This is a genomic window from Myxococcus sp. CA051A (assembly GCF_013336705.1).
In the GTDB taxonomy this organism is placed as follows: domain Bacteria; phylum Myxococcota; class Myxococcia; order Myxococcales; family Myxococcaceae; genus Myxococcus; species Myxococcus llanfairpwllgwyngyllgogerychwyrndrobwllllantysiliogogogochensis.
Window position 1 is genome coordinate 60,343 of the sequence record NZ_JABUMS010000019.1, and the last position, 26,461, is coordinate 86,803.

17 protein-coding genes are annotated in these 26,461 nt (G+C 69.5%); 8 read left to right on the plus strand and 9 right to left on the minus strand.

Annotation, left to right across the window (positions count from 1 at the left end; genetic code table 11):
- Positions 1 to 12 precede the first annotated feature (12 nt).
- The 3 genes from HUA74_RS37455 to HUA74_RS37465 all read right to left on the minus strand — a co-directional run bounded on the left by HUA74_RS37455 (position 13) and on the right by HUA74_RS37465 (position 4,779).
- Positions 13 to 417 (minus strand): TonB family protein, encoded by a 405-nt coding sequence (locus HUA74_RS37455; protein ID WP_141644162.1) that lies wholly within the window; start codon positions 415 to 417, stop codon positions 13 to 15.
- Positions 418 to 468: 51 nt separating this feature from the next.
- Positions 469 to 3,777 (minus strand): carboxypeptidase regulatory-like domain-containing protein, encoded by a 3,309-nt coding sequence (locus HUA74_RS37460; RefSeq protein ID WP_174458422.1) that lies wholly within the window; start codon positions 3,775 to 3,777, stop codon positions 469 to 471.
- A gap of 120 nt (positions 3,778 to 3,897) precedes the next feature.
- Positions 3,898 to 4,779 (minus strand): hypothetical protein, encoded by an 882-nt coding sequence (locus HUA74_RS37465; RefSeq protein ID WP_174458423.1) that lies wholly within the window; start codon positions 4,777 to 4,779, stop codon positions 3,898 to 3,900.
- Between the two features lie 274 nt (positions 4,780 to 5,053).
- On the opposite strand from HUA74_RS37465, the gene HUA74_RS37470 reads away from it, so the two are divergent.
- Complete coding sequence (locus HUA74_RS37470) at positions 5,054 to 5,761, plus strand: abortive infection system antitoxin AbiGi family protein (protein WP_141644159.1); 708 nt, start codon at positions 5,054 to 5,056, stop codon at positions 5,759 to 5,761.
- An 86-nt stretch (positions 5,762 to 5,847) separates the two neighbouring features.
- On the plus strand, positions 5,848 to 7,605 hold the full coding sequence (locus tag HUA74_RS37475) for a CotH kinase family protein (protein ID WP_174458494.1): 1,758 nt from the start codon (positions 5,848 to 5,850) through the stop codon (positions 7,603 to 7,605).
- Positions 7,606 to 7,633: 28 nt separating this feature from the next.
- Here the strand turns inward: HUA74_RS37475 and asnS are convergent, their stop codons facing one another.
- The gene (gene asnS / locus HUA74_RS37480; protein ID WP_174458424.1) at positions 7,634 to 9,034 is read right to left on the minus strand and encodes an asparagine--tRNA ligase; all 1,401 of its coding nucleotides are present in this window, start codon (positions 9,032 to 9,034) and stop codon (positions 7,634 to 7,636) included.
- A gap of 260 nt (positions 9,035 to 9,294) precedes the next feature.
- Here asnS and HUA74_RS37485 point away from each other — a divergent pair, with 260 nt between their 5' ends.
- The 3 genes from HUA74_RS37485 (at position 9,295) to HUA74_RS37495 (ending at position 13,355) form a co-directional block, all read left to right on the plus strand.
- Entirely contained in the window at positions 9,295 to 10,323 is a 1,029-nt protein-coding gene (locus tag HUA74_RS37485; protein WP_174458425.1) for a kinetoplast-associated protein, read from the plus strand.
- A gap of 252 nt (positions 10,324 to 10,575) precedes the next feature.
- Positions 10,576 to 11,505, plus strand: a complete 930-nt coding sequence (locus tag HUA74_RS37490) for a right-handed parallel beta-helix repeat-containing protein (protein ID WP_174458426.1) — start codon at positions 10,576 to 10,578, stop codon at positions 11,503 to 11,505.
- An 8-nt stretch (positions 11,506 to 11,513) separates the two neighbouring features.
- Complete coding sequence (locus HUA74_RS37495; RefSeq protein WP_174458427.1) at positions 11,514 to 13,355, plus strand: putative Ig domain-containing protein; 1,842 nt, start codon at positions 11,514 to 11,516, stop codon at positions 13,353 to 13,355.
- Between the two features lie 85 nt (positions 13,356 to 13,440).
- Here the strand turns inward: HUA74_RS37495 and HUA74_RS37500 are convergent, their stop codons facing one another.
- The 3 genes from HUA74_RS37500 to HUA74_RS37510 all read right to left on the minus strand — a co-directional run bounded on the left by HUA74_RS37500 (position 13,441) and on the right by HUA74_RS37510 (position 19,616).
- Positions 13,441 to 16,731, minus strand: coding sequence for an RCC1 repeat-containing protein (locus HUA74_RS37500; protein ID WP_174458428.1), 3,291 nt, complete (start codon positions 16,729 to 16,731; stop codon positions 13,441 to 13,443).
- Positions 16,732 to 16,860: 129 nt separating this feature from the next.
- Positions 16,861 to 17,277, minus strand: coding sequence for a hypothetical protein (locus tag HUA74_RS37505; RefSeq protein WP_174468781.1), 417 nt, complete (start codon positions 17,275 to 17,277; stop codon positions 16,861 to 16,863).
- Positions 17,278 to 17,378: 101 nt separating this feature from the next.
- A complete protein-coding gene (locus tag HUA74_RS37510; RefSeq protein ID WP_174458430.1) occupies positions 17,379 to 19,616 on the minus strand; it encodes an RCC1 repeat-containing protein in 2,238 nt (745 codons plus the stop codon).
- 240 nt (positions 19,617 to 19,856) lie between these two features.
- Between HUA74_RS37510 and HUA74_RS37515 the strand changes: the two genes are divergently transcribed.
- The 3 genes from HUA74_RS37515 (at position 19,857) to HUA74_RS37525 (ending at position 22,734) form a co-directional block, all read left to right on the plus strand.
- A complete protein-coding gene (locus tag HUA74_RS37515; protein ID WP_174458431.1) occupies positions 19,857 to 20,966 on the plus strand; it encodes a kelch repeat-containing protein in 1,110 nt (369 codons plus the stop codon).
- A 49-nt stretch (positions 20,967 to 21,015) separates the two neighbouring features.
- Entirely contained in the window at positions 21,016 to 21,825 is an 810-nt protein-coding gene (locus tag HUA74_RS37520; RefSeq protein ID WP_174458432.1) for an SAM-dependent methyltransferase, read from the plus strand.
- Between the two features lie 192 nt (positions 21,826 to 22,017).
- A complete protein-coding gene (locus HUA74_RS37525) occupies positions 22,018 to 22,734 on the plus strand; it encodes a hypothetical protein (protein ID WP_174458433.1) in 717 nt (238 codons plus the stop codon).
- Positions 22,735 to 22,758: 24 nt separating this feature from the next.
- Here HUA74_RS37525 and HUA74_RS37530 read toward each other — a convergent pair whose 3' ends face one another.
- Both HUA74_RS37530 and HUA74_RS37535 read right to left on the minus strand, forming a co-directional pair.
- Positions 22,759 to 24,276: a hypothetical protein gene (locus HUA74_RS37530; protein WP_254625434.1), complete on the minus strand. Its 1,518-nt coding sequence runs from the start codon at positions 24,274 to 24,276 to the stop codon at positions 22,759 to 22,761.
- Between the two features lie 196 nt (positions 24,277 to 24,472).
- On the minus strand, positions 24,473 to 26,242 hold the full coding sequence (locus HUA74_RS37535; protein WP_174458434.1) for a DUF4215 domain-containing protein: 1,770 nt from the start codon (positions 26,240 to 26,242) through the stop codon (positions 24,473 to 24,475).
- Positions 26,243 to 26,461 lie beyond the last annotated feature (219 nt).

A 26,461-nucleotide genomic window follows, 5' to 3' on the forward strand; every position in this document is an offset into this window, starting at 1 on the left:
GCGGCGAGGTGTTCAAGGTGCGGCGACCCACGCGACATGAAAGTGCGCGTCGAGCGTGGCCAGGGCGTAGTCCTTGGGCAGCGGCGCGAACGGCGCGGCCTTCTGCACGGCGGACAGCGCGGCGGCATCCCAGACCTTGGAGCCCGACTCCTGGGAGACGACCGCGGTGACGAGCTTGCCATCCCGGCCAATCACCGCCTGGACCACCGTCCTGCGTCCCACGGCGGGCAGCCCCTTGCGCGCGGGCTGCTTCCACTTGCCGGCGACCTGGGAGTAGGCGCGCTGCTGATACGCGGCGCTCGTCAGCTCGGGCTGGAAGAAGGCCTGGAGCTGGGGGGTCCCACCGGCGGCGAGCGCCAGCGGCGCGACGACCAGCGTGAGCAGGGCCACGACAGACAGCGGACGGAGGCGGAGCATGGCGCGCAATGGTAGTCGCCACGGACCGCGCCGCGAAGGGGCCTCACGCCGTCAGTTCCACTCCATCTTCATCAACAGCTTCTCCGGCAGCAGCGTCCATGAGGGCGGCAATTCGAGCGACACCTCCCCCGTCCCCGGAAGCGTCAACTCCTCGCGCACGACACTGAAGGGATGCTGCGCGTCCTTTCGAAAGACGAAGGCCGTATAGGCCCCCTCCGGCTGCGAGCGGAACGTCCAGCCACCGCCCTCCCTCGCCGGCTCCCGCGAGTACATGGACTGAAGAAGCACCAATTCCCCCGGAGTGCTCGGAGCGGGCACCGACCCTGGCACGAGGATGGCCACGGAGTCCTCGCAGGCCCCCTCGACCCGCAGGTGGAGCATCACCCCGTCCCGACGCGCCTCGAAGTCCACTGTCACCGTGCCGGTAGCAGGGACCTGGACGTGCCGCGCCATGAACACGGGGCGCGACGCGGGCTCCTCCTCTTCGTGGAGATGGGGCTGGACAGCCACGAGATAGGAGCCGGGAGGGACACTTCCTTGCTCGAAGCGACCGGCGACGACCCGCACCTCCCTCCGGAAGCCACTCGCCGCGCCCGAGAGGACCACCGTGCCATCGCCTGTCTTCAAGCCGCTCACGGTGCCGCGCAGCGTGGCCCCCGCATCGAGCGCCACTGCGACCTCGTCCTGCCCCGCGCCGAGCAACAGGCGCTTCTGTGAATACGAAGTGTGCGTCACGACGAGCGCATACGGTCGCTCCATGACATGCGGCAAGGTGAAGGTGCCATCCTGCCGCGTCCTCGCCGCTCCTGCCTCCTCGTTGGGCCGAGCCTGCCGCTCCCAGCCCTCGGCATCCTCGGGGACGTCGCCCACGTCCACCAGCGCTCCCGCCACGGGCCTTCCCGTCGCCGCGTCCGTCACGCGCCCCCGCAGCGGCCGGCCCTGGTGGAGGACCACCGCTCCCAGGTCCAGGGACTGCCCCTCCACGACCTCCACCGTGAGCGACAGCTTCGCGAAGCCGGGGGCGGAAAAGTGGAGCGTCAGCTTCCCCTCGTTGAGGGGGCCCCGAAAGAACTCGCCCCGCGCATTCGTGACGGTGCCATCCCACAACTGGAACCGGGTGATGGGAGTGCCATCCTCACGAACCAACCTCCCCCGGATGCCCACGTCCCGGCGCATCACCAGGCGCACCTCGGAGTCGCCCGCCTCGACGCGCACGGAGGTCTGGCCCCTCGTCGTCGTGGCCCCCTGTGTCCGGGTCGCATCCAGTGAATGGCCACTCCCTCGCACCTTGAGCGAGTACGCCCCCGGAATGAGGTGGCTCAGCGTGAAGCGTCCCCCCTCGTCGGTCTTGCCCGTCGAAGGCCCGGGGTGCGACAGGACGCGCCTGGAGCCGTCGCCTTGCGCTCGCACCACCACGGCATTCCCCGCCGGGTGCGCTCGCACCTCGGCTCCATCGAGGGGACGGCCCTCCCCGTCCTCGACGACGCCCGAGAGGGACAGTCCCGCGGGGAACTGGAGGCGCGCATACACGGGCTCGAGCCCCCGCACCTCGATTTGAGTGGTCAACTGGCGCAGCGTCTCCGACTCCTTCTGGGTGACCATGAGGTAATGCCGCCCCTCCTCGATGCCCTGGAGCGCGAAGCGGCCCCTCGCGTCCGTGAACGCCCTCTTCTGGTGAGCGCCCGCCACCTCCGACACCACCGGCACTGCGCCGACCTGGGCGGAGCGCACCGGAGCGCCCGTCTCGCTCAGCACCTCGCCGCTCACCGTGGCGCCCGGCGTGAGCACCACCCGGAGCCCCTTCCGAGGTGACGTCACCGGAAGCCACGTCGGCCGATGCGCGTCATGGGTGACGACCAGTCCATGCTCCCCCGCCTCGGCGGAAGAGAGCAGGAACGAGCCGTCCTCCTCGGTCTTCGTGGTGCTCTCCAACTCGAGGTCATCCCGCGCCATGACCGACGCATCGAACGGGCCACTCAGGTCGCGCGCGGACCTCAAGGCGAGGCTTGCTCCCGCCAGGGGATGGCCTTCGGCATCCACCACCGTTCCCTCCACCGTGACCGCGTCGCGCAACACGATGGCGAACGGCACGGTGTCCGCTCCCAGCCGCACCTCGCCGTTATGGTCGAGGAAGCCCGGTGCCTCGACATTGACGGCGTAGATGCCGTGCAGCAGCGGCCCCAACGTGAAGGCCCCGCGAGCGTCCGTGGTCCCACGCTTTTCCAGGGGAACGGCGGGCGTCCCCATCAACCAGGCGGAGATGCTCGCCCCGACGATGGGCGCGCCCCTGGAGTCGCGCACCTCGACGGGAAGGAGCAGGGCGTTGCCGAGCGCCAGCACGACCTCGGGATAGTCGCCCCCAGGAGCCAGGCCGACGCGCTCCTCGGCCACCGCGTCACCGTGCGTGGCGGAGAACGAATATTGGTCAGGCCGCAGTGCCTCGAAGGTGAAGCGCCCCTGGTCGTCGGTGACGACGTCGCGCGTCCAGTATGGGTTCCCGCACCTCACACTCGCGCCAGGGATGGGCACGTCTCCCATGACGACACGCCCCGAGAGCCGACGTGCGCGGGGCATCATCACGTCCAGCCGCTGCATGCCGGTTCCCCGGAGCTGCACGCGCTGCGGGAGCAGCCCCTCCTTGGAGAAGAGGACGTTGTAGTCCCCGAAGGGCAACGACGCGAACTGGAAGCGCCCATCCAACGTCGTGGACACCTCGAAGGCACGGTTGTGTGCCACGAGGATGGCGGTGACGCGGACGCCCTCCACCGGCTGCGCGAACTCGTCCCGCACCTGGCCCGACAGCGGAGGCTCGCCGCCCAACCGCACTTCGACCTCCTCGCCGCCCGCGGCGACGTCCTCGCTCAACCCCACGCCTCGCGGCCCCTCGGCCCACACCGCGTACCGTCCCGCTTCCAGGCCCGCGAGCGTGAAGTGCCCCTCCGCGTCCGTCGTGGTGCGCGCCAGGGGAGGCGTCTCTCCCGCGCCGGATTCCAACCAGTCCAGCAGCCCCTCCGTCCGGCACAGGGTGCTCAGCAACAGCAGCTCACAGGGCTCGCCACAGTCGCAAGGCTGTTTGAGCAACGGCATGTCTGGCTTTGCTTCGGTGGCCACCACGACCGCGCCCTCGACAGGCCCATCGGGTCCGAGCACGACGCCACGCACCCTCAACTCACCTCGGGGCGCCTCGACGGGCGCCGCGAGCAGCGCGCGCCATGACAATCCCCGGCCCTCCGTTCCGAGGCCAGAGGAGGAAGGCTTTCCGGTGTCGCGCCCATCCACGCTCGTCCCGCCAAGCAACAGACGCCCCAGGAAGAGTGTCAGGAGCAGCAGCCCCGCGCCGATTCCAAACCATCGCCTCATGCGCGAGCCCACCCCGGAGGACCTCGTGTCGTCCGGTCAGCCTATCCGCATTCCCCCACCTCGCGCTGCAGTTCGTCGGCCTCGGGCTTTTTCCGTCGAAGCACCCGGGCCACGCGCCGCTCAGCGTCGCCTGGCGAGGGTGAACGCGGTGAGCATGAGCGCGCCGCCCGCTCCCATCGCGACGGCAAGGGGCATGCGCAGCCGCTCCGACAACGCGGAGAACACGCCCAGCGTCACCTCTCGGCTGGCGCTTCGCAGCGAAGGATTCCCCAGCTCGTCTCGCGTCGTACGGAGCTGGCGTCGCAGCTCCTCGGAGGCGCCCCGCACCGTCGCGGTCGCCGTGCGCTCGGCCATCGTCGCGACGACGACGCCCACATCCACGTCGGAGCGCTCGCGGTGCTCTTTCAGCTCCAGCTCCAACTGCCCCACCACGGCGTGGATGAACCGCCGCCCCACCTGCTCCAGCACCTCGTCGAGCCGCTCGGTCCGCGCATCCAGGGCCGTGCTCAGTCCCTCGACGAGCCCGCGCCCCGCCTGGGACGCCACCTCCGAGGCGATGGGCGCCAGCACGGGCATCTCGTGCTCCAGCTCCAGCACCGCGCCTCGCACCGCGCCCGTGGCCAGCGTCCGGGCCCGCGCGCCGGGCTGGCGCAGCTCCCGCTGACGCTGGTCCGCCGCCTTGGCCGAGTGGTCCAACCATCCATTCACCCGCTCCAGGAGGTCATGGGACAACGCATCCGCCCCGGGCATCGAGCGCCGCAGCTCCGCCACCACCCCCTGCACCGCGCTCTCCACGAGCGAGCGAGACCACGAACCGCGAGGACGCTCGGCCGCGACCTCGACCTCCCGAGCAAGCAGGGCCACGGCGTCTTGGATGAGCTGACGAAGCTGTCCGTCGAGCCCTGGCAGCTCCGCCTGGAGTCCCTCCGAGGCCCCCTGGATGGCGCCGCTCGTGAGCCCATGGGCGGCGATTCGCTCGAGTGACAGGGTCAGACGCCGCATCAGCTCGACTGGTGACAATCGTCCATCGTGGCGCATCGCTCGCTCCCCCCCGCGCGGAAGGCCCACTCCGCTCGACAACGATTGTGATGTCGCCCATCAACCAACACCCCGACGGACCAGCGGAGACAGCGCTCGCGGTGCCCCTTCGCGTCGACTCCTGACGCCACCGAGCACCGGGCCCGTCGTCGGCAGGGCGGGCAGGCAGCGGGGTCGCGAATGCAGTCCGGTTGCATCGCCCACCTCGCTCCGGGACATTGCCTCCGGGGATTGGACGATGCTGGGCTATCAGGCGAACTCACAGTGGCGCGACATGTCTGACTTCGTGGTGCATTTCACGAAGCCCGGACCGCCATTCCATGACGCCTACCAGAACATGATGAACATCCTGGGCACGCGGACGCTCATCCCGGGCGCCCAGGGCTTCGGGCTGGCGCGCAAGGAACCCCAGGTCGCGGACCGGCACCGAGCCGTCTGCTTCAGCGAGATTCCGCTCGACCAACTCGGCAGGCTCGTCCAGCGCCGCAGCCTGTATGGCATCGGCTTCAGCAAGAGCTTCATCCTCTCCCAGGGCGGCGGCCCCGTCTGGTATGTCCAGTACGCCTCGCCCGCGCACCTCTCCCTGAAGCACCAGGTGGACCAGGCGCTGGCGGCGACGGACTCACGAGCACACCCGCTCTGGGCGATGACGCCCTTCGTGGACATCCAGGGCGACAAGCACAACGCGCCCTACAACTACCGCTTCGACTGGGAGCGGGAGTGGCGCGTGCCGGGCCTCTTGCGCTTCACCGAGTACGACGTGGCGGCGCTCTTCCTTCCGGAAGAGCTGCACCCGACGGCTCGCGGCTTCTTCGAGTGGGCCGTGCGTGAGAAGGCGGGCCCTGGCTACTTCTGCCCCTGTCTGGATCCGCTGTGGACGGCGCCCCAGATTGCCGCGGCGCTGGAAAAACACGCGGAGGACTCCGTGCGCCTCCGGGCAGGGTAGTCACCCCTTGCGTCCATGAGCCAACACCGGTGCGGGGGCGGGGGCCTGTCAGCGCTTCTCCGGATGCCTATCTCTTCCGCTCCGACATGGGTGGGTGGACACGGGGGAGCTACACAGTGGCCGGAAGAAGCTTGTCGCGAGGCGTGCTGGCGTGTGTCGTTTGTCTGACGGTGGCCTGTGGGGGTGGCACCTCCCCCGGCCCTGGAGGTGACCCTCCGGACGAGCCGACGGGACCTTCGGGGACCATCCCCGACCCGCCCCCCACGAATCCCCAGGAGCTTCCGGACGCGGGCGTGCCCGATGCGGGGAGCCCCCTTCCGGACGCGGGTCCGCCCGATGCGGGCCCCGCGCCCATTGTCTGCGCCCCCACCGCTGGCGAGACGCGCTGGTTGACGGAAGGGCAGCTCGTCACGGCCACCGTGACGTGCGCCACCGGGAGCACCACGACGGGGCTGCGCTTCGGCGTGGACAACCTCCCGCCCGGCGCCACCTTCGACGAGGCCACCGCCACCCTGCGCTGGACGCCCGGCAGGGACCAGGCCGCCGTGTGGAACCTCGTCCTGCGCGAGCACACGAGCAATGAAACGGGCACCCTCAAGGTCGGCGTCGCGGAGAACGACGGAGGCCCCGGCAACATCAAAATCGTCGACCCGACGAAGTACACGGAAGAGTACGGGCTGCCCGTCTTCCACCTCATCTACACGCCGCCCCTCACCTCCGGCAGCGACAAGCCCGCGCAGCTCATCTACCGGGGCCGCACCTACAACATCGAAGCCAAGTACCGGGGCGCCACGTCCGGGGCCTTCCCCAAGCGCAGCTTCACGCTGGAGTTCCCGGACGAGGACCTCTTCAACGAGCCCGTCCACGGCGACGGCTTCCTCAAGAAGAAGCGCGTGGCGCTCGTCACCACGTTCAATGACAACTCCTACGTGCGCACGCGGCTCGCGTTCGACCTGTGGAGCCGCATGTCACCCGAGCACATCCGCGTGCGCACCTTCAGCGCGGTGCTCTATGCCAACAACCGCTTCCTCGGCCTCTATACGGCGGCGGACCTGCCCCACAAGCGGCTGATGGCGGAGCACGGCATGGACAAGGACTCGGACCTGTTCAAGGCCGTGGAGAACGACGCCAACTTCTCCCGCATCCGCAAGAACGGCGAGCCCAAGGCGTCACTGCGCGAGGGCTTCGAGAAGAAGGTCGGCGAGCCGGAGATGGGCCAGCCCCACGCCTGGGACACCCTGGAGGCCTTCATCACCTTCGTGGCGGACTCCGACGACGCCACGTTCCGCGCAAGCTTCCCGCAGCGCACCCGCCTGAAGGACTACGAGGACTGGTGGATCTTCAACTCCCTCATCCTCGGGACGGACTCCCACTCGAAGAACGCCTATCACGCGTATGACCCGAAGACGCAGGGTCCCTGGCGCTTCATCCCCTGGGACCTCGATGCGAGCTTCGGCCAGAACTTCGACACCACGCGCACCTCGCCGACGACGCGCAACACCTTCACCGGGAACAACCGCATCTTCGCGCGGCTGCTCGCGGACCCCACCTTCGCGGGGCCCATGCGCGAGCGCTACCGGACGCTGCTGCGCAACGAGCTGAAGCTGGAGAACGTGCTCGCGCTCATCGACGGCTACGAGAAGGAGACGTCCGCCGTCGCGAGGCGAGACTGGGCGCGGTGGCAATTGGAGTACCGCGCCCTGGGCGCGCCCGGCACCGTGGGCGAGGGCAACTTCCCCGCCTGGTATCAGCGCACGGATTTCCTCACCTACGAGGAGGAGCTGGAGTACGTGCGCCAGTGGGTTCGCACCCGCTGGCCCGCGCTCCAGTCCCAACTGCCCTGACGTCCTCCCCGCCGGTGGACCGCCCCGACTAGAACTGCGCCCAGCCCGGAACGCGCGGGTAGGGAATGGCGTCGCGGATGTTCTGCAGGCCGCACATGTAGACGATGAGCCGCTCGAAGCCCAAGCCGAAGCCCGCGTGCGGGACCGTGCCGTAGCGGCGCAAATCCCGGTACCACTGGTAGTGGGCCGGGTCCAAGCCGAAGCGCTTCATCCGCGCGTCCAGCACGTCCAGGCGCTCCTCGCGCTGGCTGCCGCCGATGATTTCGCCGATGCCCGGGGCCAGCACGTCCATGGCCGCCACCGTCTTCCCGTCCTCGTTGATGCGCATGTAGAAGGCCTTGATCTCCTCCGGGTAGTTCATCACCACCACGGGCCTCCCCACGTGCTCCTCGGACAGGTAGCGCTCGTGCTCCGTCTGGAGGTCCTTGCCCCACTCCGGCGCGTACTCGAACTTCTTCTTCGCCTTCTTGAGGATTTCAATCGCCTCCGTGTAGGTCAGGCGCTCGAAGCTGGAGTGGATGAACTTCTCCAGGCGCTCCGTGACGCCCTTCTGCACGCGCTCCTCGAAGAACTTGAAGTCGGGGCCACAGTCCTCCAGCACCGCCTTGAAGACGAACTTGAGGAAGCGCTCGGCCAGGTCCGCGTCCGCGTTCAGGTCCGCGAAGGCAATCTCCGGTTCGATCATCCAGAACTCGGCCAGGTGGCGCGTGGTGTTGGAGTTCTCCGCGCGGAACGTGGGGCCGAAGGTGTACACCTTCGACATGGCCATGGCGTAGGCCTCCACGTTGAGCTGGCCGGAGACGGTGAGGTACGCCTCCTTGCCGAAGAAGTCCTTGTGCCAGTCAATCTTGCCTTCCGGCGTGCGGGGCGGATTGACGGTGTCCAGCGTGGACACGCGGAACATCTGCCCGGCGCCCTCCGCGTCGCTCGCGGTGATGATGGGCGTGTTGACCCAGAAGAACCCCTCCTGGTCGAAGAAGCGGTGGACGGCCTGCGCCGCGCGGTGACGCACGCGGGTAATGGCGCTGAACGTGTTGGTGCGCACGCGCAGGTGGGCCACGTCGCGCAGGAACTCCAGCGTGTGCTGCTTGGGCTGAATGGGGTACGTGTCCGGGTCGTCCACGAAGCCCAGCACCTGGACCTCGTCGGCCTGGACCTCGAAGGCCTGGCCCTTGCCCTGGGACTTCACCAGCGTGCCGCGGCACACGACGGAGCAGCCCGCGGTGAGGTGGAGGATCTCCTTCTCGTAGTTGGGCAGCGAATTGGGGGCGACCACCTGGAGGGGGTCGAACACCGAGCCATCGCTGACATTGACGAAGCTGATGCCCGCCTTCGAGTCGCGCCGGGTGCGAACCCAGCCACGGACCTCCACCTTCGTCCCTGCCTCCACCGCGCCGGCGAGGACCTGCTTCACACTGACGACCTGCATTGACGCTCTCCCTTGAGCGGATTCGGGGGACGAGTTAGCCGCGCGCCGGCCCGAAGGACAAGCCCGGTGTGGCTTTCCGGGCCCCCAAACGCCTGTTTCCGGGCCCCGGACGGATGCCTGGAACCCGGCCAACCATGTCAGACCCCACAGGTACTCTTCTCCCATGGTCGCCCAAAAAGGGGACCACGAATCCCATGAAACCCGCACGTCATTCGCGAGCCGCCCTGGCCCGCCTGGCCGTGCCCTACCTGGAGAGTCACATGGCTACGCGCAAGTCCGCTTCCCGCAAGTCCGCCGCCCGCAACCGTTCCTCGGAGTCCACCAAGGCCGCCTTCGAGGACCTGGCTCGCAAGGCGCGCAGCAAGCCCGTCGTCCCCGCCAAGGAGCAGGAGGCCCGGGACACCCACGCCAAGAACGTGCTGGCGGACGTCTCCACCCTGTCGGCCGAGTCCGCGGTGAAGAAAGTCACGGAGGCGGGGCTCACCATCAACAAGACGCTTTCGGGCATCAACGAGCAGGTCATCGCGCTGGTGGAGGAGATGAAGCAGTTGGACGAGGCCATCCAGCTCAAGACGGACGAGCTGTCGGAGCTGCACGGCAAGGACGTGGCGGCCAGCGCCGTGGACGTGCTCGTGGCGGAGTACGACAAGCGCAAGGCGGAGCTGCAGGAGGAGATGGAGCGGCTGAACAAGGACATCGAGGACACGCGCGCCAAGGCGGCCACGGACCTGGCCACCGAGCGTGAGGCGGCGCAGATGGCGCGCCAGCGGGCGGAGGAGCAGTACGCGTATGACGTCCAGAACCTGCGCAAGAAGGAGCAGGACGCGTTCGTGGAAGGGCTGCGCGTGCAGTCCGCGGCCGAGCGGGACCGCAGGGAGAAGCTGGAGAAGGACTGGGCCGCGCGTGAGGACGCGCTGAAGCTGCGCGAGAAGGAGCTGGAGGACCTGCGCAAGCAGGTTTCCGAGTTCCCGGCGGTGCTGAAGAAGGAAGCGGACACGGCGGCGGCCATCGTCGGCAACCGCGTGAAGTCGGAGTGGGACCTGAAGCTCACGCTCGCCACGAAGGACGCGGAGACGTCGCAGCGCGTGGCCAGCATGGAGATTGCCTCGCTCAAGGACACGAACACCAAGCAGGCACAGGCCATCCAGTCGCTCCAGGCGGAGCTGGCGGACGCCAAGCGCCAGGTGCAGACCATCGCCGAGAAGGCGCTCGAGTCCGCCTCCGGCGCTCGCGCCCTGGCCGAAGTGCAGGGTGTCATCGCCAGCCGCGAGTACAACAAGACGAAGTAATCCCGGCTGGAGCCACACGGGGACGCTCGCCGCGCTCGGCCTCGCGAGCGTCCCGTGCGAAGGATTTCGACAGGGTGCGTTCAGCCTTCATGAAAAAGGCTGAAACACCTCCTCCTGGGTGCGTTCAGCTTTCATGGGAAAGGCTGAAACACCTTGAAGAATCTGAGTGCCGATGGACTCGGGCTGTCCTGGGATGAGTCACGCGCGGGCGTCGTTCGCGGAGTGAGCACGAGCGGGGTAGCGTGTCTCACCATGTCCTCTCCTGGCTCTGCTCGTTCTCGCGCGACCGGTCTGTTCGCGCTTCCCGCCCTGCTGTGCCTGCTGATGGGTTCCTCCGCCTCGGCCCAGGCGACCCGCACGTGGGTCTCGGGCGTGGGGGATGATGTGAACCCCTGCTCTCGCACCGCGCCGTGCAAGACGTTCATGGGGGCGCTCAGCAAGACGGCCACGGGTGGAGAGGTTGATGCCATGGACCCGGGTGGCTACGGCACGCTGACCATCACCAAGTCCATCACGATTGACGGCGGGCCCAGCGCCGGAGGCATCCTCTATTCAGGGACGCATGGCGTGGTCGTGAACGCGGCCGGCGCCACCGTCATCCTGAGAAATGTCGCCATCAATGGCGGCACCACGGGACTGGACGCCATCCGCATCCTCGCGGCGGACAAGGTGCTGGTGGAGAACTGCACGATTCAGGGATTCACCGGCTCGGGCATCAACATCCTGCCTGGCGCGGGCGCCGTGCAGCTCGTCGTGCGCAACACGACGGTCAACGGTGCGGTCGCCAGGGCGCCGACGACCGCCGGCGAAACCTCGGGTGGCATCCAGGTGGCGAGCGGCGGAGCCGTGATTGGAAACAGCCAGATTGCGTCCGGCCTCATCGGGCTCCACGTGCTGAACGGCGCGCGCGTCACCGTGAATGACACGACGGTGGTGGGCCACTCCGGCCAGGGCGTCCTGGCGGTGGGCGGTGCGCAGGTGACGCTGGAGCGGGCCGTGGTGGCGCAGAACGGCGTCGGAATCAAGGCGGAGGCCCCGGCGCAGGTGCGCATCTCCGACACGATGGTGGGCCACAACACGGGCCTGGGGCTGGACGGCCCGGTCGTCTCGTTCGGGAACAATCGCGTCGCCGCGGGCAACGGCACGGATGGTTCCCCCTCCACCACGCTGCCTCAGAATTGAGCCGCGCGATGGGGGTCCACTTGCGCTGCATCCTCGTGGTCGCGCTCTGCGCGTCCACTCCCGCGCTGGCCCAGGCAACGCGCACCTGGGTGTCGGGCGTGGGCGACGACGTGAATCCGTGTTCCCGCACCGCGCCGTGCAAGACATTCGCTGGCGCCATCAGCAAGACGGCCGCGGGGGGGGAAATCGATGTGCTTGACGCCGGCAGCTTCGGCACGTTGGTCATCACCAAGGCCATCACGATTGATGGCGGGCCGGCCGGCAAGGTGAGCGCGTCCAGCATCCCGGGAATCACGATCAACGCCGGCCCTCAGGACGTGGTGGTGCTGCGTCGGCTCTCCCTGACCGGGAGCGCGGGCACGCGCGGAACGACGGGTATCGCGTTCAACAGCGGGCGGGCGCTGCATGTCGAGCGCGTACAGATTCATGGCTTCCAGCAGGACGGCATCCGCTTCTCGCCCGAGGCGGGTGGCCAGCTGGTCCTCGCCGATGTCGTGGTTTCGGGAAATGGGGGCGCTGGCGTCCGGGTGAGTTCGCCGTCCGGGGTGGCCTCTGCAGTCATCTCGCGCGGCAACCTTTCAGGGAATCGCCAGGGGCTCTGGCTCGGCGCGGGCAGTGTGGCGACGGTGAATGAGCTGACGGCGTCCGACAATGCCGAGGCCGGCATCTGGGCCCGGACGGACGATGGCGGCAAGGTCCAGCTCAACGTGGAGCGGGCCCGGCTCACGCACAATGGCGTGGGCCTGCATGCGGCCTCGGTGGGGAGTGGGAGTCAGACGCTGCTAAGGCTGTCCCGCGCCGCCGTGGACGCCAATGTGCTGGCCACCACGCGGCTCATCGGCACGGGCACCGTCCTGTCCTTCGGCAACAACCGGATGGCGGGAGGCTCCGCGTCGACGTGTCCCACGGGAGCCGTCTTGCTGGAGGACGCGGCGCTGCCGGGGATTGCCCGGGGAGGAGTCTTCGCTCCGGTGGAGCTCGCCGTGCTGGGGGCCATGGGGAGCGTCACCTCGACGGTGTCGGGTGCGCTGCCTCGGGGCTTCCGGTTGGAGGGCGGCGTCTTCTCGGGCACTCCCGAGGAGGGCGGCGACTATCCATTCAGTGTGACGGCGACCGATGGGAATGGGTGCACGGCGTCACGCGACTTCACGCTCGCGGTGGCCTGTCCGCCCATGTCGCTGGGCCCCACCGTGTTGGCCGCGGGGACTACGGGACAGGTCTATGCGCAGACACCCTTCGTGCATGAGGGTGGCGAGGGCACGACGACGTTCGTGCTCGATGGGGCGCTGCCCCGTGGACTCCAGCTCCGTGACGGCGTCCTCACGGGAATGCCCACGCAGCCCGGCACCTTCCCCATCACCCTGACCGCGACGGATGGCGGGCGCTGCTCGTCGAGCCAGAGCTACACCTTGGCCGTCGCTCGCTCCGCCGACTTCCAGGAGGCCACGGTTCAGCTCCAGGCCTCGGCCAACCCCGCGTATGCGGGAGAGGCGGTGTCCGTCACCGCGAGCATCGTGGGCGGACAGGGAGAGCCCTCGGGGACGGTGACGTTCTTCCGGGGCACGGAGGTGCTGGAGGTCGTCACGGTGACTTCCCGCGAGGCGAAACACACGCTCGCGCCGCTTGCTCCGGGCCAGTACACCTTGAGCGCGGCGTACAGCGGAGACACCCGCTTCGGTGGAGTCGACGCGGCGCCTCTGACGTTGGAGGTCCTGCCCGCCAAGGCGCCCATCGAGGAGGGGGACAGCGGATGCGGCTGTCGACAGTCCGGCGCGCCGGGCGGAGTCCTGCTGACGCTGCTGTTGCTCGTGCTGAACCGCCGGCGTCGGGAGTCACCGACTCCAGGCTGAAGTCGTATACGCCGAGGGAACCCCCACCCGTGTCCGACGCTGGCATCGAGGCCAACGTCGTCACGGGTGGGGTTGAATCCTCGCGCTACCAGACCAGCACGGGTGCGGCACGGAAGCTGGAGAGCCCCGTGCCCAGCTGCCCATGGCTGCTGCTGCCCCAAGCCCAGACACTCCGGTCCGCGAGCACGGCGAGCGAGTGCTCACCCCCTGCCCCCACGGACACGGCGCCCGTCAGCCCCGCCACCTGTGCCGGCAACAGCCGCCAGTTGGACTTCGCCCCGCTGCCCAGCTGGCCCTGCTGGTTGCGCCCCCAGGACCAGACCTTGCCACCCGTCGTCACCGCGAGGCTGTGGTGCTCGCCCGCGTCCAGGGTGACAGCCCCCGCCACCCCGCTCACCTGCACGGGCAACAGCTTGCGCACCTGTGTGCCATCCCCCAGCTCGCCATAGGTATTGGACCCCCAGCCCCAGATGGTCCCATCTCCCTTCAAGGCCAGCGCATGCGTGCGTCCAGCCGAGACAGCCGTCACGCCCGTGAGCCCTTGCGTCTGCACCGGCGACAGCCGCCGGGCCGTGGAGTTATCGCCCAACTGTCCCAGCGAATTGTACCCCCAGCTCCACACCGTGCCGTCGTGCTTGAGCGCCAGGGAGAAGCCCTCGCCCGCCGCAATCGCAGCCACCCCCGTCAAGCCCTGGACGCGGACCGGCAGGATTCGGGACACGGTCGTCCCGTCACCCAGTTGCCCCTGGACATTGGAACCCCAGGACTGGACGGTGCCATCTCCCAGCAAGGCCAGCGAGTGCCGGCTGCCCACCGCGATGGACAGGACTCCCGTCGGCGAGGGAATCAACGTGGGCAGCGCCCGGGACACCCTCGTCCCATCTCCCAGCTCACCCTCCTGATTCTCCCCCCAGGAGAGCAGCCGCCCATCTGACTTCAAGGCCAGGGTATGCCCCTGACCGCCGGCAATCGCTCGACACTCCGTGAGCCCCAGCGCCGCCACCGGCAGCGCGCGGTTCAGGACGCTCCCATCCCCCAACTGCCCTGACAGATTCGCCCCCGTGCCCTGGACGCTCCCGTCCAGCGCGACGCCCAGCGAGAACTGATACGCCGTGGACAGCCCGCGTGAAGCCACGAGCTGCGAGCGCACCGGCAGCAACTGCCAATCCACGACCCCATCGCCAATCTGCCCGTCGGCATTCGCACCCCACGCCCAGACCGTCGCATCCTCCTTCACCACCAGGGAGTGCTGCTCCCCCACGGAGACCGTCCTGACCCCCGTGAGCGCGGGCACCTGCACCGGACTCGTACGCGCCGCCGAAGCCCCCCCTCCCAACTGCCCCTGGACGTTGGCACCCCAGCCCCACACGGTGCCATCCGCCTTCAAGGCCAGGACACTCTCGGCTCCCACCGACAGCGCCACCACCCCCGTGAGCCCTGGCACCCGCGCCGGAGCGAGCCGCGCCGTGAAGCTCCCATCCCCCAGCTGCCCCTTCGCGTTGCTTCCCCAGGCCCACACCGTGCCATCCGCCTTCAACGCCAGCGAATGACAGACACCCGCCCCCAGCGAAACCACGTCCGTCAGCCCCAGCACCTGCTCGGGCGCGAAGACCAGCCGGCCCAGGTCCTCGACGTCCTTGCACGTGTCCTGGCGGCCCCAGGTCCAGACCGTTCCATCCGCCTTCAACGCCAGCGAGTGCTCGACGCCCGCCGAGAGCGCCACGACGCCTTCCAGGCCCAGCGCCTTGACGGGCGCCGTCCGGGACAGGAACCGGGGATTGCCGTCCCCGAGCTGCCCCATCTCGTTGTCTCCCCACGCCCAGACGGAGCCGTCCACACTCAAGGCCAGCGAATGATAGGCCCCCACCGCCACGGCCGACGCGGTGAGCGTGGTGCCCACCTTCACGGGCAGGGCCCGGTTGACGTTCGTCCCATCCCCCAGCGCTCCCCAACTGTTCGAGCCCCAGCTCCACACCGAGCCGTTCTCCTTGAGCGCCACCGAGTGGTAGGCCCCCGCGGCCACGGCCGCCATCAGCGTCAGCGTGGGGACCTGGACGGGCAGCCAGCGAGTCTGCGTCGTGCCATCCCCGAGCTGGGACTGGTCATTCGAGCCCCAGGCCCACGCGGTGCCATCCGCCTTGAGCGCCAGGGAATGGCGCCCTCCCGAGGAGGCCTCCACGCGCTCCAGCAACCCCCGCGTCAGCGCGGGCGCCAGCTTCATCAGATAGGTCCCATCCCCCACCTGTCCGTCGGAGTTGGAGCCCCAGGCCCATACCTCGCCCGTGGCCACCACCGCCACCGAGTGCTGCCCACCTCCCGCCGACACGCCCTTGACCTGCGTGAGCCCGGGCACCTGGAACGGTGACAGTCTTTGCGTCTGCGTTCCGTCTCCCAGCTGCGCTCTCAGGTTGCTGCCCCACGCCCACACCGTTCCATCCCCCTTCAGCGCCACCGTGTGCTGGCCTCCACCCACCACCGCGGCGACACCCGTCAGCCCTGGCACCTGCGTGGGGACCAGGCTCGCCGCCGAGGTGCCCAGCCCCAGCTGTCCCTCGTCATTCCTCCCCCAGCTCCACACCGTGCCATCCGTCTTCAACAGCACCGAGTGAGAGCCACCGCCGGTCACCGCCGTCACGCCCGTCATCCCTGGGAGGACGGCGGGCAGCAAGCGGCCTGTCAGGGTTCCCGTGCCGAGCTGACCATCCGCGTTTCCGCCCCACGTCCACACCCGGCCGTCCGCCGTCAGCGCCATTGAATGAGCATTGCCCGCCGCGATGGACACCACGCCCGTCAGGCCCTGCACCTGCACAGGTGAGGTCTTTCGCACCGTCGTCCCATCTCCCAACTGCCCTGTCGCGTTGTTGCCCCAGGCCCACACCGTCCCGTCCGCCTTCAGGACCACGGAGTGGGAGAAGCCGGCGGCGATGCCCACCACGTTCGTCAGGTTCGGCAGGGCCGCGGGCACCGAGCGAGAGACGAGGCTGCCATCCCCGAGCTGGCCGCTGCTGTTGTAGCCCCAGGACCACACCGTCCCGTCCGACTTCAACGCCAGCGAATGCAGCTCCCCGGCGCCAATGGCCCTGATGCTGAACAGACGCCACACGCGCGTGGGCGCAGGACGAGGGCGGGTGGTGCCATTGCCCAATTGTCCAAAGGCATTTCCGCCCCAGGACCACACCGTCCCATCCGAGCGCAGCGCCAACGTGTGGTGCCGCCCCGCCATCACCGTGCCCTGGCGCGAGGCGCCCTCAGCGGCACGGATGGTGCCGAGTTCGGAATTTTCGAATGCACCCGGCTCACCACAACTCGCCAGCCACATCACGCACAACAGCCAGCACACCGGGATTCCAGACACACGTCTCGCGACACGCTCCATGGGACACCCCTTTTCAGACAGCCCGACGACGAGAACTTCCAAACAGGACCCGCGCGAAGCAGGGGCGCGGTCGGGAGGGTGCTCGCAGCAGCACGAGGCCCTCCCGGACTTCGTGCTGCCTTTGCCGCGCTACCAGACCCTCACGGGTGACACTCGAACAGGAGACAGGCCCGTGCCAAGCTGCCCCGAAGTGCTGTCACCCCAGGACCACTCGCCCCGGTCTCCTTGAATCGCATGCGCATGAGCGGCGCCCGCGGCGACGGACAGCGCCGAGAGGCCGGGAACATTCACGGGCACCAGCCTCTGCGTGACGGTGCTCCCATCCCCCAGCTGCCCCAGGTGATTGCGCCCCCACGCCCACACCGTCCCGTCCGAGCGCAACGCCAGCGTGTGATTGCGCCCCGCCAGCACCGTGCCCTGACGCGCGACACCTTCCGCCGCGCGCGCGGACGCGAGCTCCGCCGCCTTGCCACTGGCGCCGCGCTCGGTGCACCCCACCAGCACCAGCGCGCACAGCAACCCGCCCCACGCCAGGATGCCGGACACACTTCTCCCACCGCATTGCATGAGTCCCCCTGCTCCAGACGAGTCTTGCAATCCCTGTCACGAGCCCCGGCGCGCCTCCGAAGCCCGACTCCCGCGGCGAATCACCACACACGCACGGGCGTGGCGCTGTCGACGAAGGTCCCCGTGCCCAACTGCCCGCTCTGGTTGAGACCCCAGGTCCAGACCGAGCCATCCCCCTTCACCACCGCCACGTGATGCAGCCCGGCCGACAGGGACACCGCCCCCGTGAAGCCCGTCAGCGGAGCGGGCACCGAACGCGTGATGAACGTGCCGTCCCCCAGTTGCCCAGAGCCATTGAAGCCCCAGGACTCCACCGTCCCGTTCGACTTCAGCACGAAGGAGTCCGCGAAGCCGGCGGAGAGGCGTATCCCTTCCGTGAGCCCCTGGACCTGGATGGGCGAGAGCCGGTTGACCTGGGTGCCGTCTCCGAGCTGGCCGTCGGAGTTCTCACCCCAGGTCCACATCGTGCCGTCCGCCTTCAGCGCCGCGGAATGAGTCAGCCCCGAGGAGAAGTCCATCACCTCCGTCAGTCCCAGCACCCGCACCGGGAGCGGGGCATCATCCAGCGTCCCGTCGCCGATATTGCCGTGTGGATTGGTGCCCCACGCCCACAGCGTGCCGTCCGCCTTCAATGCGAAGAAGTTGTAGCCGCCCCCCGACACCGCGATGACTCCCGTGAGGCCCGAGACTTGCGTCGGAGCGAGCACGAAGCTCGACGGGGGCGCACCCGGGAACCACAGGGGATTGATGGACCACGCCCACACCGTGCCGTCGTCCTTCAGCGCCACGGAGTGGTGCATCCCCGCCCCCACCATCACCACGTTGGAGAGGCTGGTGATGCGCGTGGGCGTCCGCAGGCCGTCGCGAGCCGCCGGCCCACCGGGGCCCTCGAAGGTTCCTCCCCACGTCCACACCGAACCCTCCAGCGTGAGCGCCACCGTGTGGTCCCGGCCAGACGCCACCGCCAGCACCTCCGACAGTCCTGGCACCTGCCCGGGCGTCGCACGGCCCGGCCGGCCCGCCGCCCCGAGCTGCCCCAGGTAGTTCTCCCCCCAGGCCCACACCGTGCCGTCCGCCTTCACCACCACCGTGTGCGCATCCCCCGTCGACACGTCCGTCCGCTGCCGCCAGCCCGCCGTCCGCGTCGGCACGAAGGCCTGGAACGTCGTCCCGTCCCCCACCTGCCCGTCCGCGTTGGAGCCCCACGCCAGCACCGTGCCGTCCGCCTTCACCACCACCGTGTGCTGTCCCCCGCCCGCCGTGACGCCCTTCACCAAGGACACCCCCGTCACCCGCATCGGCGCCAGGCGCTGCGTCAGGCTTCCATCCCCCAACTGACCTCGCTGGTTGTTCCCCCACGTCCACACCGAGCCATCCACCCTCAACGCCACTGAGTGCTGGCCTCCGCCCACCACCGCCTCCACGTCCCAGAGCCCGGGGACCTGGGTCGGCGTCAGGCGCTGCCCCGTCGTCCCATCACCGAGCTGGCCGTAGGTGTTCTGTCCCCACGCCCACACGGTGCCATCCGACTTGAGCACCACCGAGTGCGAGCCACCGCCCGACAGCGCCGTCACGCCTGTCAGTCCCGCCACGGCCACCGGCAGGGAGCGGTTCAGCGTGTCCCCCGTGCCGAGCTGACCGTCCGCGTTTCCACCCCATGTCCACACGGCGCCGTCCGCCGTCAGGGCCAGGGAGTGCGCATTGCCCGCGGCGATGGCCACGACGTTGATGAGCCCTTGCACCTGGGTGGGAGCCAGGCGCTGGGACGTCGTCCCATCACCCAACTGCCCCGTGGCGTTGAGGCCCCACGCCCACACCGTGCCGTCCGCCTTGAGCGCCAGCGAATGCGAGAAGCCTCCCGCGATGCGCACCACGTTCGTCAGTCCTGGCACTCGCTGGGGCCACGCCCGACGCGTGGTGGTTCCATCCCCCAACTGCCCCCGGGTGTTGTCTCCCCACGTCCACACGGTGCCGTCGGCCTTCAGCGCGAGTGAGTGCAGCTCCCCCACGCCAATGGCACTCATCCCCAGCGGCCCTCGAATCCGTGTGGGCGAGGACTTCGCCGTCGTCGTGCCATCCCCGAGCTGACCAAAGGTGTTGCCACCCCACGCCCACACCGTGCCATCCGCGCGCAGCGTCAGCGTGTGATTACGCCCCGCCATCACCGTGCCTTGACGGGAGAAGCCTTCCGCGGCGCGGCTGGAAGCAAGGTCCTCGGGAGGCGGAGTTGCCCCTGGCTCGACGCAGCCCGACAGCCACAGCGCTCCCAATAGACAACCCCAGACAGCCACGGCGGCACCACTGCGCACACGGCTCATGTCTCCCCCCTCGACACGACTTGGAATGGACAGAGAAACACCAGACATGCACGCGAGACAAGCCTTTGCCTGGGACACCCACGGCTCGTCCACCCTCCCAGGTTGTCACCCCGGCCGGCCCACGTCCGGCATCCTCCCCGGCACTCGGGGTCGTCTGACGTGTGCATCCCAGCGTCCAGGTCGCCGGAGACCTCACCGGGCCAGAGGCGCCAGGTGGCGGGGCCGGCGTACGATGGCGCCATGACTCGAAGCCCGCCGTCCACCGCGCGCAGACGCGTCCCCTACTCCGGCCTCTGGCTCGACGGGTTCAGCCTGACGGCTGTCGCCGGAGGGGCGCTGCTCGCGGGCGGACAGGGCTGGCAGCGGGACGGCATCGGCGCCACGCCTCGCGCGTCGACGGGCGCGGCGTTCTGGGACACCTCGCGGGAAGAGTGGTTGGAACTCTCCCCGCTGCCCGAGCCCCGGCAGGACCATGCGGCGGTGGCGCTCCCGGACGGACGCGTGCTGCTCATCGGCGGACGGGACAACCCGACTCCGGAGCTGGACAGCACCCGCTACTGGGAGCCGGACACCCGGCGCTTCGTCCCCGGCCCGCCGCTGCGGGCCGCGCGCTCGCGTCCCGTCGCGCGCGTGCTCCCGGACGGCGCGGTGCTGGTGCTGGGCTCGGACCATGACAACGACATCGAGCGGGGCACACGCGCGGAAGTGCTGCGCCCCGGCGCCACGGCGTGGGAGCCCGCGGGCCAGACGGTTCGCATCTTCCACACCGGCCCCGTGTGCGTGAGCGGGGAGCGCGTCGTCATCGCCGGGGGCCGCGACAACGGCTTCGGCTTCGCCATCATCGAAGGCGAACATCTGGCGCCGCCCCTGAACCTGAGCACCGAACTCTGGGAGCCCTCGTCACGGGCCTGGAGGACCGCCCCCCATCCCCTCACAGAGGCCCGAGACGACGCCGAGGGCGTCACCCTCTCCGACAGGCGCATCCTCGTCGTGGGCGGCTGGCACCAGGGCACCTCGCTCACGAGCGCCGAGGTCTTCGACCCGCGCACCGAGCAGTGGACGGCGACGGGCGCGCTCGGCCTGGCCCGCTCCAGCTTCACCCTCACCGCGCTTCCGGACGGACGGGCCGCCGTGTCCGGAGGGCTGCGCTCGGACACCTACGCGGAAGCCACCGACGTGGAGCTGTGGAATCCGGCCACGGGCACCTGGAGCCCTGGGATGCCGCTGGCCGTGGGCCGCGCGGGACACCACGTCGTCCCGCTGGGCGAGGGCGCGTTCCTCGTCGCGGGCACCACGCGCGTGGCGCCGGATGGCTCGCTGGAGACGACTTCCGAAGTCTGGCGGCCCTGAAGCCGCGCCACCCCGTTACATCCGCATCCACCCCGACGGAGACAGACGCATGGACAACCCGGAGCTGGCCCGCATCCCCGGCGTCAACCCCCACGTGCCCGACGCGGCCCGCATCTACGACTACACCCTGGGAGGCACCCACCACTTCGAGGCGGACCGCCAGGCCGCGGAGTTCATGTTCTCGCTGGTGCCCTCCACCCGGAAGTGGTTGCGCATGTTGCGCGGCTGTCTGCGCACCGCCGCCCAGCGCCTGTCCTCGGACGGCTTCCATCACTGGGTGGACTTCGCCTCCGGCCTGCCGACGAGCGACCACGTCCACTCCGTGCTGCCGCAGGCCAAGGTGCTCTACAGCGACATCAATCCGCTCACCATCGCCACCGGCAAGCACCTGCTCGGCGACAATCCGCGCACGCGCTACATGGAATGCGACATCCGCTCCGCGGGGGACTTCCTGCGCCGCCCGGACGTCCAGACGTTCCTGGATGGAGAGCGGCGCGTGGCCTTCGGCGCCAACGGCATCACCGTGTTCCTCTCCTCGGAGGAGAACCGGAAGTTCTTCCGCGACTTGTATGACTGGGCCGCGCCCGGCTCCAAGCTCTTCGCGACCTTCGAGACGAAGGCCCCGGGCCTGAGCACGCCGAAGTGGGAGCAGTTCGTCGGCATGTTCCAGAAGATGGGCGAGTCCTTCCAGCTCTACTCTCTGCGCGAGTACCTGGACCTGTGCGGCCCGTGGACGCCCGGCCCCGGCGGAGTGATGACGGTGCGCGAGTTCCTGGGCCTGCCCGTGGGCCACATCACCGAGGAGGACCGCGAGGGCGTCGGCATCGAGTTCTACGCGGTCATCCTCGAGAAGCGCTGAGCCCGCGCTCGTCCGCGAAGCAAGCCGGCGGACGAGGCCTGCCCCCCGGGGCCCGTCTCCGGGAGGCCCACGGAGCCTCCGTCCGGCGCGCCGCGAAGCGAACGCCCGATGCACTGCAGTGCCGACTGCCTCACCACCGCTGAGTGCCTACCGTGTCGAGCAGGCAACGATCCGCGATGGTGAGGAGGAATCATGTTCCAGACGAGACGGCGTCAGGTGCTGGCGGGAGTGGTGTTCGGTACGGCCCTTGTCCTCGGAGGGTGCAGCTCATCCCGCTCCGCGAGCAAGGAGCAGCAGAAGGTCGACCAGTCCTGGCTGGCCCGAGTCCCGGAGTCGGAGCTCGGCGACGTGCGCAACGCCCAGGCGGAGCGACTCAAGGCCCAGGATGAAGTCACCCGCGCGGACGTGGCCGTCAAGGACGCGGAGCGCGCGGCGGAGGTCGCCCAGCGCAACGAGGAGGCCGCGAAGCTCTCCACCAAGGCCAACCAGACGGCCGTCGAGGCCGCGCAGGCCACCGGCCGGGCGTCCAACATCTCGCAAGCCCAGGCGGAGCTGAAGGCCACCGAGGGCAAGCAGGCGGCCGCCCATGCCCAGCTCGAGTGGCGCCAGCGCGCCATCGAGACCCAGAAGGCTCGCAAGGACCTTCGCCAGCGCGAGCTGGAGCTGGCCGACGCGCGCCTTCGTCAGGCCGAAATGGAGGCGCTGAGGAACAGCGATGACGTGCGCGCCAAGGACCTCTCCGAGGCCGAGTTCACCAGCGCGGTGGCCAACGCCCAGCGCAACACGGAGGAGGCCCAGCGACTGGTGGACCAGCGCCTGGGTGAGGAGCGTCAGGCCCGAGGCGAGTGGGAGAAGCTGCGCGGCGAGGCCCGGGGCTACGGCGGCAGCGGCACGTCCGACGGGGAATGACGCGCGGGCGACGACTTCCGGCCGCTACTTCGGCGGCGGCCGGAAGACGTACTGGAAGATGGGCTCGTCCTGGCCGGGAGGATATTGCGCGTCCAGGAAGGCGAAGTACGCGTGGCCCGCGATGAACGGGTCCTCCATGCTGTCGTAGAGGACCGACACCTGCGTGGCCCGGCCGGACGCATCCACCTGGACGCGCAGCTTGAGGTTGCCCTTGAGCTCCGGCAGTTCCTTGAGCCGCTCCATGTAGAGCGCCACCAACCCCAGCGACACCCGGTTGTAGATTTTGTCCGCCGCGCCCCTGGCCGGCGTCGCGGGCAGACGGAAGCGCCGCACCAGCTCCGCCGTCTCGGCTTCCGCCTCCGGCACCTTCCGCTCGGGGGCGGTCTGCGCCGCGCGGTAGGACACCAGCGCGTCCTTCCAGCGCTCCTGCCTCAAACACAACCGGGCCCGGCGCACGTGGATGTCGGAGCGCTCCGGCGCCCGCTCCGACGCCTTCACCAGGAAGCCCTCGCTGGCGGTGGCGTCCGCGCGCGCCTCGGTCAGCTCCGCCAGCCGCAAGAGCGGCTCGGGGTCCTTCAGCTCCACGTCGATGAGCCGGACCAGGGCCTTCTCCTCGTCCGCCGGGCGCGACAGCTCCGCGTAGACGCGGGCGAGCAGCGCCAGCGCCCCGGCCTCCGCGCCGCCCAGCTCCACGTACCGCTCCAGCGAGCGCGCGGCCTTGTCCTTCTCGGAGGCGGAGAGCCACAGGTCCGCCTGGAGCCGGTGCGCCTCGCGGTCCATGGGCTTCAGGGAGACGAGCTTCTCTCCCGCCAGGGCCGCCGCGCGCACGTCCTTCGCCGCATGGGCCAGCGCGGCCAGCTTGCGCAGCGCCTCCGGCTGCTCCGGCCAAACCTCCACCGAGCGCGACAGCTCCGCGCGCGCCTCCGCCTCCCGTCCGGGCTTCGCCGCCAGCAACAGGCCGAGCGCGGTGCGCACCTGGGGCGCATCCAGCTTCGCCAGCGAAGCACGCAGGCGAGCCTCCGCCTCCGCGGGCTTCCCCTCCGCCTGGAGCAGCAGCCCTTCCCCCCAGAGCGCGGGAGCGAAGTCGGGCGACGCCCGACGCGCGGCGGCCAGCGGACCTCGCGCCTCCGACAAGAGGCCCCAGCGGATGTAGATGAGCCCCATGCCCAGATGGGGCCAGGGGTTCTCCGGCTCCAGCGTGGACAGGGCCTTGAGCTCGTTCCAGCAGGTGTCCGCCGGGAAGGCGAGCCATGCGCGGTACACGCGTGGCATCAAGTCCTTGGGCCTCGCGCGGCCCTGCTCTTCCAGCTCACTGTCCAGCACGCGCAGCGTCCCGCGCACCCGGGCCGTCTCCACCTTGCGCAGCATGCCCATCACCTCGTCGGCGCCAGGCTGCGTGCTCTTCGCGCCAGCCGCGCCGGCCGGAGCAGCCAGCAGCAGGGACAGCAGCAGCAACACGCGCGGCGGGGAGAGGGACACCATGGAGTCGCGCGGAAGATACCAGACGGCCTCGCGAGAGCGGCCCGCGACGAATGAGCGCATGCCTGCTCCCCGGCCAGCCCCTCGCGGTCATCCCGACCCCAGGCCCGCTCCGGAGCGAACCGGGGGCCTTTGCGAGTCTCGGGACACGCGCCTCGCCCCCACCGCGCGCCGGGCGGGTGTCACCCTGGCGCGCGGCGGTGAGGCGCGAGCCGCTCCAGGGCGTCAGGCCCGGAAGCGGCTCGTCACGACGGACGACTCAGCCGATCTCCACCTTGCAGGTGGCGCTGCAGCCGTCGTTGCTGCGGGTGTTGCCGTCGTCGCACTCCTCGTTGGCCGGAGCGTCCTGCTGCACCTTGTTGTCGCCGCAGCGAGGGCCGAACACGCAGCCGCGAGCGCACTGCCCGTAGCCACCGGCGTTGATGCCGTCGTCGCACTCCTCACCTTCGTCCGGCACGCCGTTGCCGCAGGTGGCGCGGCAATCGGTGCGCTTGGTGACGAAGTCGTTGAGCGTCAGCTTGTACGAGGACGCCGTGGTGTGGCGCTCGGCCTGGTACACGACGACTTCGTAGATGCCGCCCACGGTGAGGCCCAGCGCGGAGGCCTGGCTCGACACGTTGACCGAGTCCTCCTGGGCGCCGTGCACGCCGCCCAGGTCCAGCGCGAGCTTGCCGTTGATGAACACCCACACGTCGTCGTCGCCGCGGAACGTGAGCACCTCGGTGCCCTTGTACTCGAACCAGTAGCGCGCCTCGCTGGTGAAGCTGAAGTTGTGCCCACCATTGCGCGGCTGCTCGAAGCCCGCGGCAATCCAGCCCTTGCCGTCCACGGGGAAGAAATCCGGGTCGTCGAACACGTACGACTCATCGGGCTGCTTGGCCAGGTCCAGGGTCCCCACGACGGTCTGGTTGATGCCCGCGGCGTCGATGTACCACTGCATGAAGGGGGCCTCGCCATGCGTGGTGGTGGAGCCCGTCAGCTTCGCCAGGCCGGGCTTGCCGCCGGGGTAGTCCTTGCCGTTGTAGCTCCGCACGAGCTCCGTCTTGACGATGCCCTTCTCGGAGCCATTGGCGTTCTCGAAGTCGATATGGCCCTTCGGGACCGAACCCGAGGCCGGCAGGTCCCAGCCACGGAAGTCACGGTAGACGACGGGGATGGAGATCACGTCCGGCGGCGTCTCCTCGATGAGCCTGCACACGAAGCCTTCCTCGAGCTTGCACGTCGCGGAGCAGCCGTCGTTGGAGCGCGCGTTGCCGTCGTCGCACTCCTCGGACGTGTCGTTGGGCAGCATGATGCCGTCGCCGCACGTCGCCTGGCAGGTGCCACCGGTGCAGCGCGGCTCGCGCTTGCACAGCGGCGAGCAGCCATCGCCCATGTCCTTGTTGCCGTCGTCGCACTCCTCGGTGCCCTCGACAATCATGTCGCCACAGGTCGTCCGGGTGCAGACCGCGCCCACCGTGGGGCACTTCCAGCCCTCCTCGAGGCGGCACTCGGAGTTGCAGCCGTCGTTGTTGGCGACGTTGCCGTCCTCGCACTCCTCATCACCCACCTTGATGCCGTCGTTGCACCGGGCGGCGTGGCAGCGACCGCCGGCCGCGGGGCAGTTCCAGCCGGCCTCCACCGTGCAGGTCGCGCTGCAGCCGTCGTTGGACGACACGTTGCGGTCATCACACGCCTCGGGAGCCTCCACGCGGCCGTTGCCACAGCCGAACTTGCGGATGCAGGGCTGACCCGCGACATCGCAGACCCAGCCGTCTTCGATGGCGCACGTCGCCGTGCAACCGTCGCCGGCCACCTTGTTGCCGTCGTCACACGCTTCACCCGTCTGGAGCGTGCGGTCGCCGCAGGTGTCGACGGGACAGGTGCCGCCGTCACAGAGGACGGGGCCACCATCACCCCCATCGGGGAGGCCGGCGTCGGGCTTGCCAGCGCCACCATCGCCTCCGCAGGAGGATGCAACTATCGAGAAGAGAAGAGAGGCGAGTACGAGACTCGCGAGCCGCGTTCCAACAGGGGGGACGGTCGCCATAGACACCGATGCTGGAAGTGCGCGCGGTGCGTGTCAACGCGGTTGCGCATTCGGCATCCCGCACCCTCCGTGAAAATGCAGGAAATGCGCAGATGTGCAGGAAGAGCGGACTGAATCACCTGTTTTCGTGTCTCAGACCCACATTCCCTTCCATGGCAGCCGTGTCCGGTCGGGACTCGATTGCCCTGGCTCCCGTGCCAGGGGGCCTGTCTCACGGGT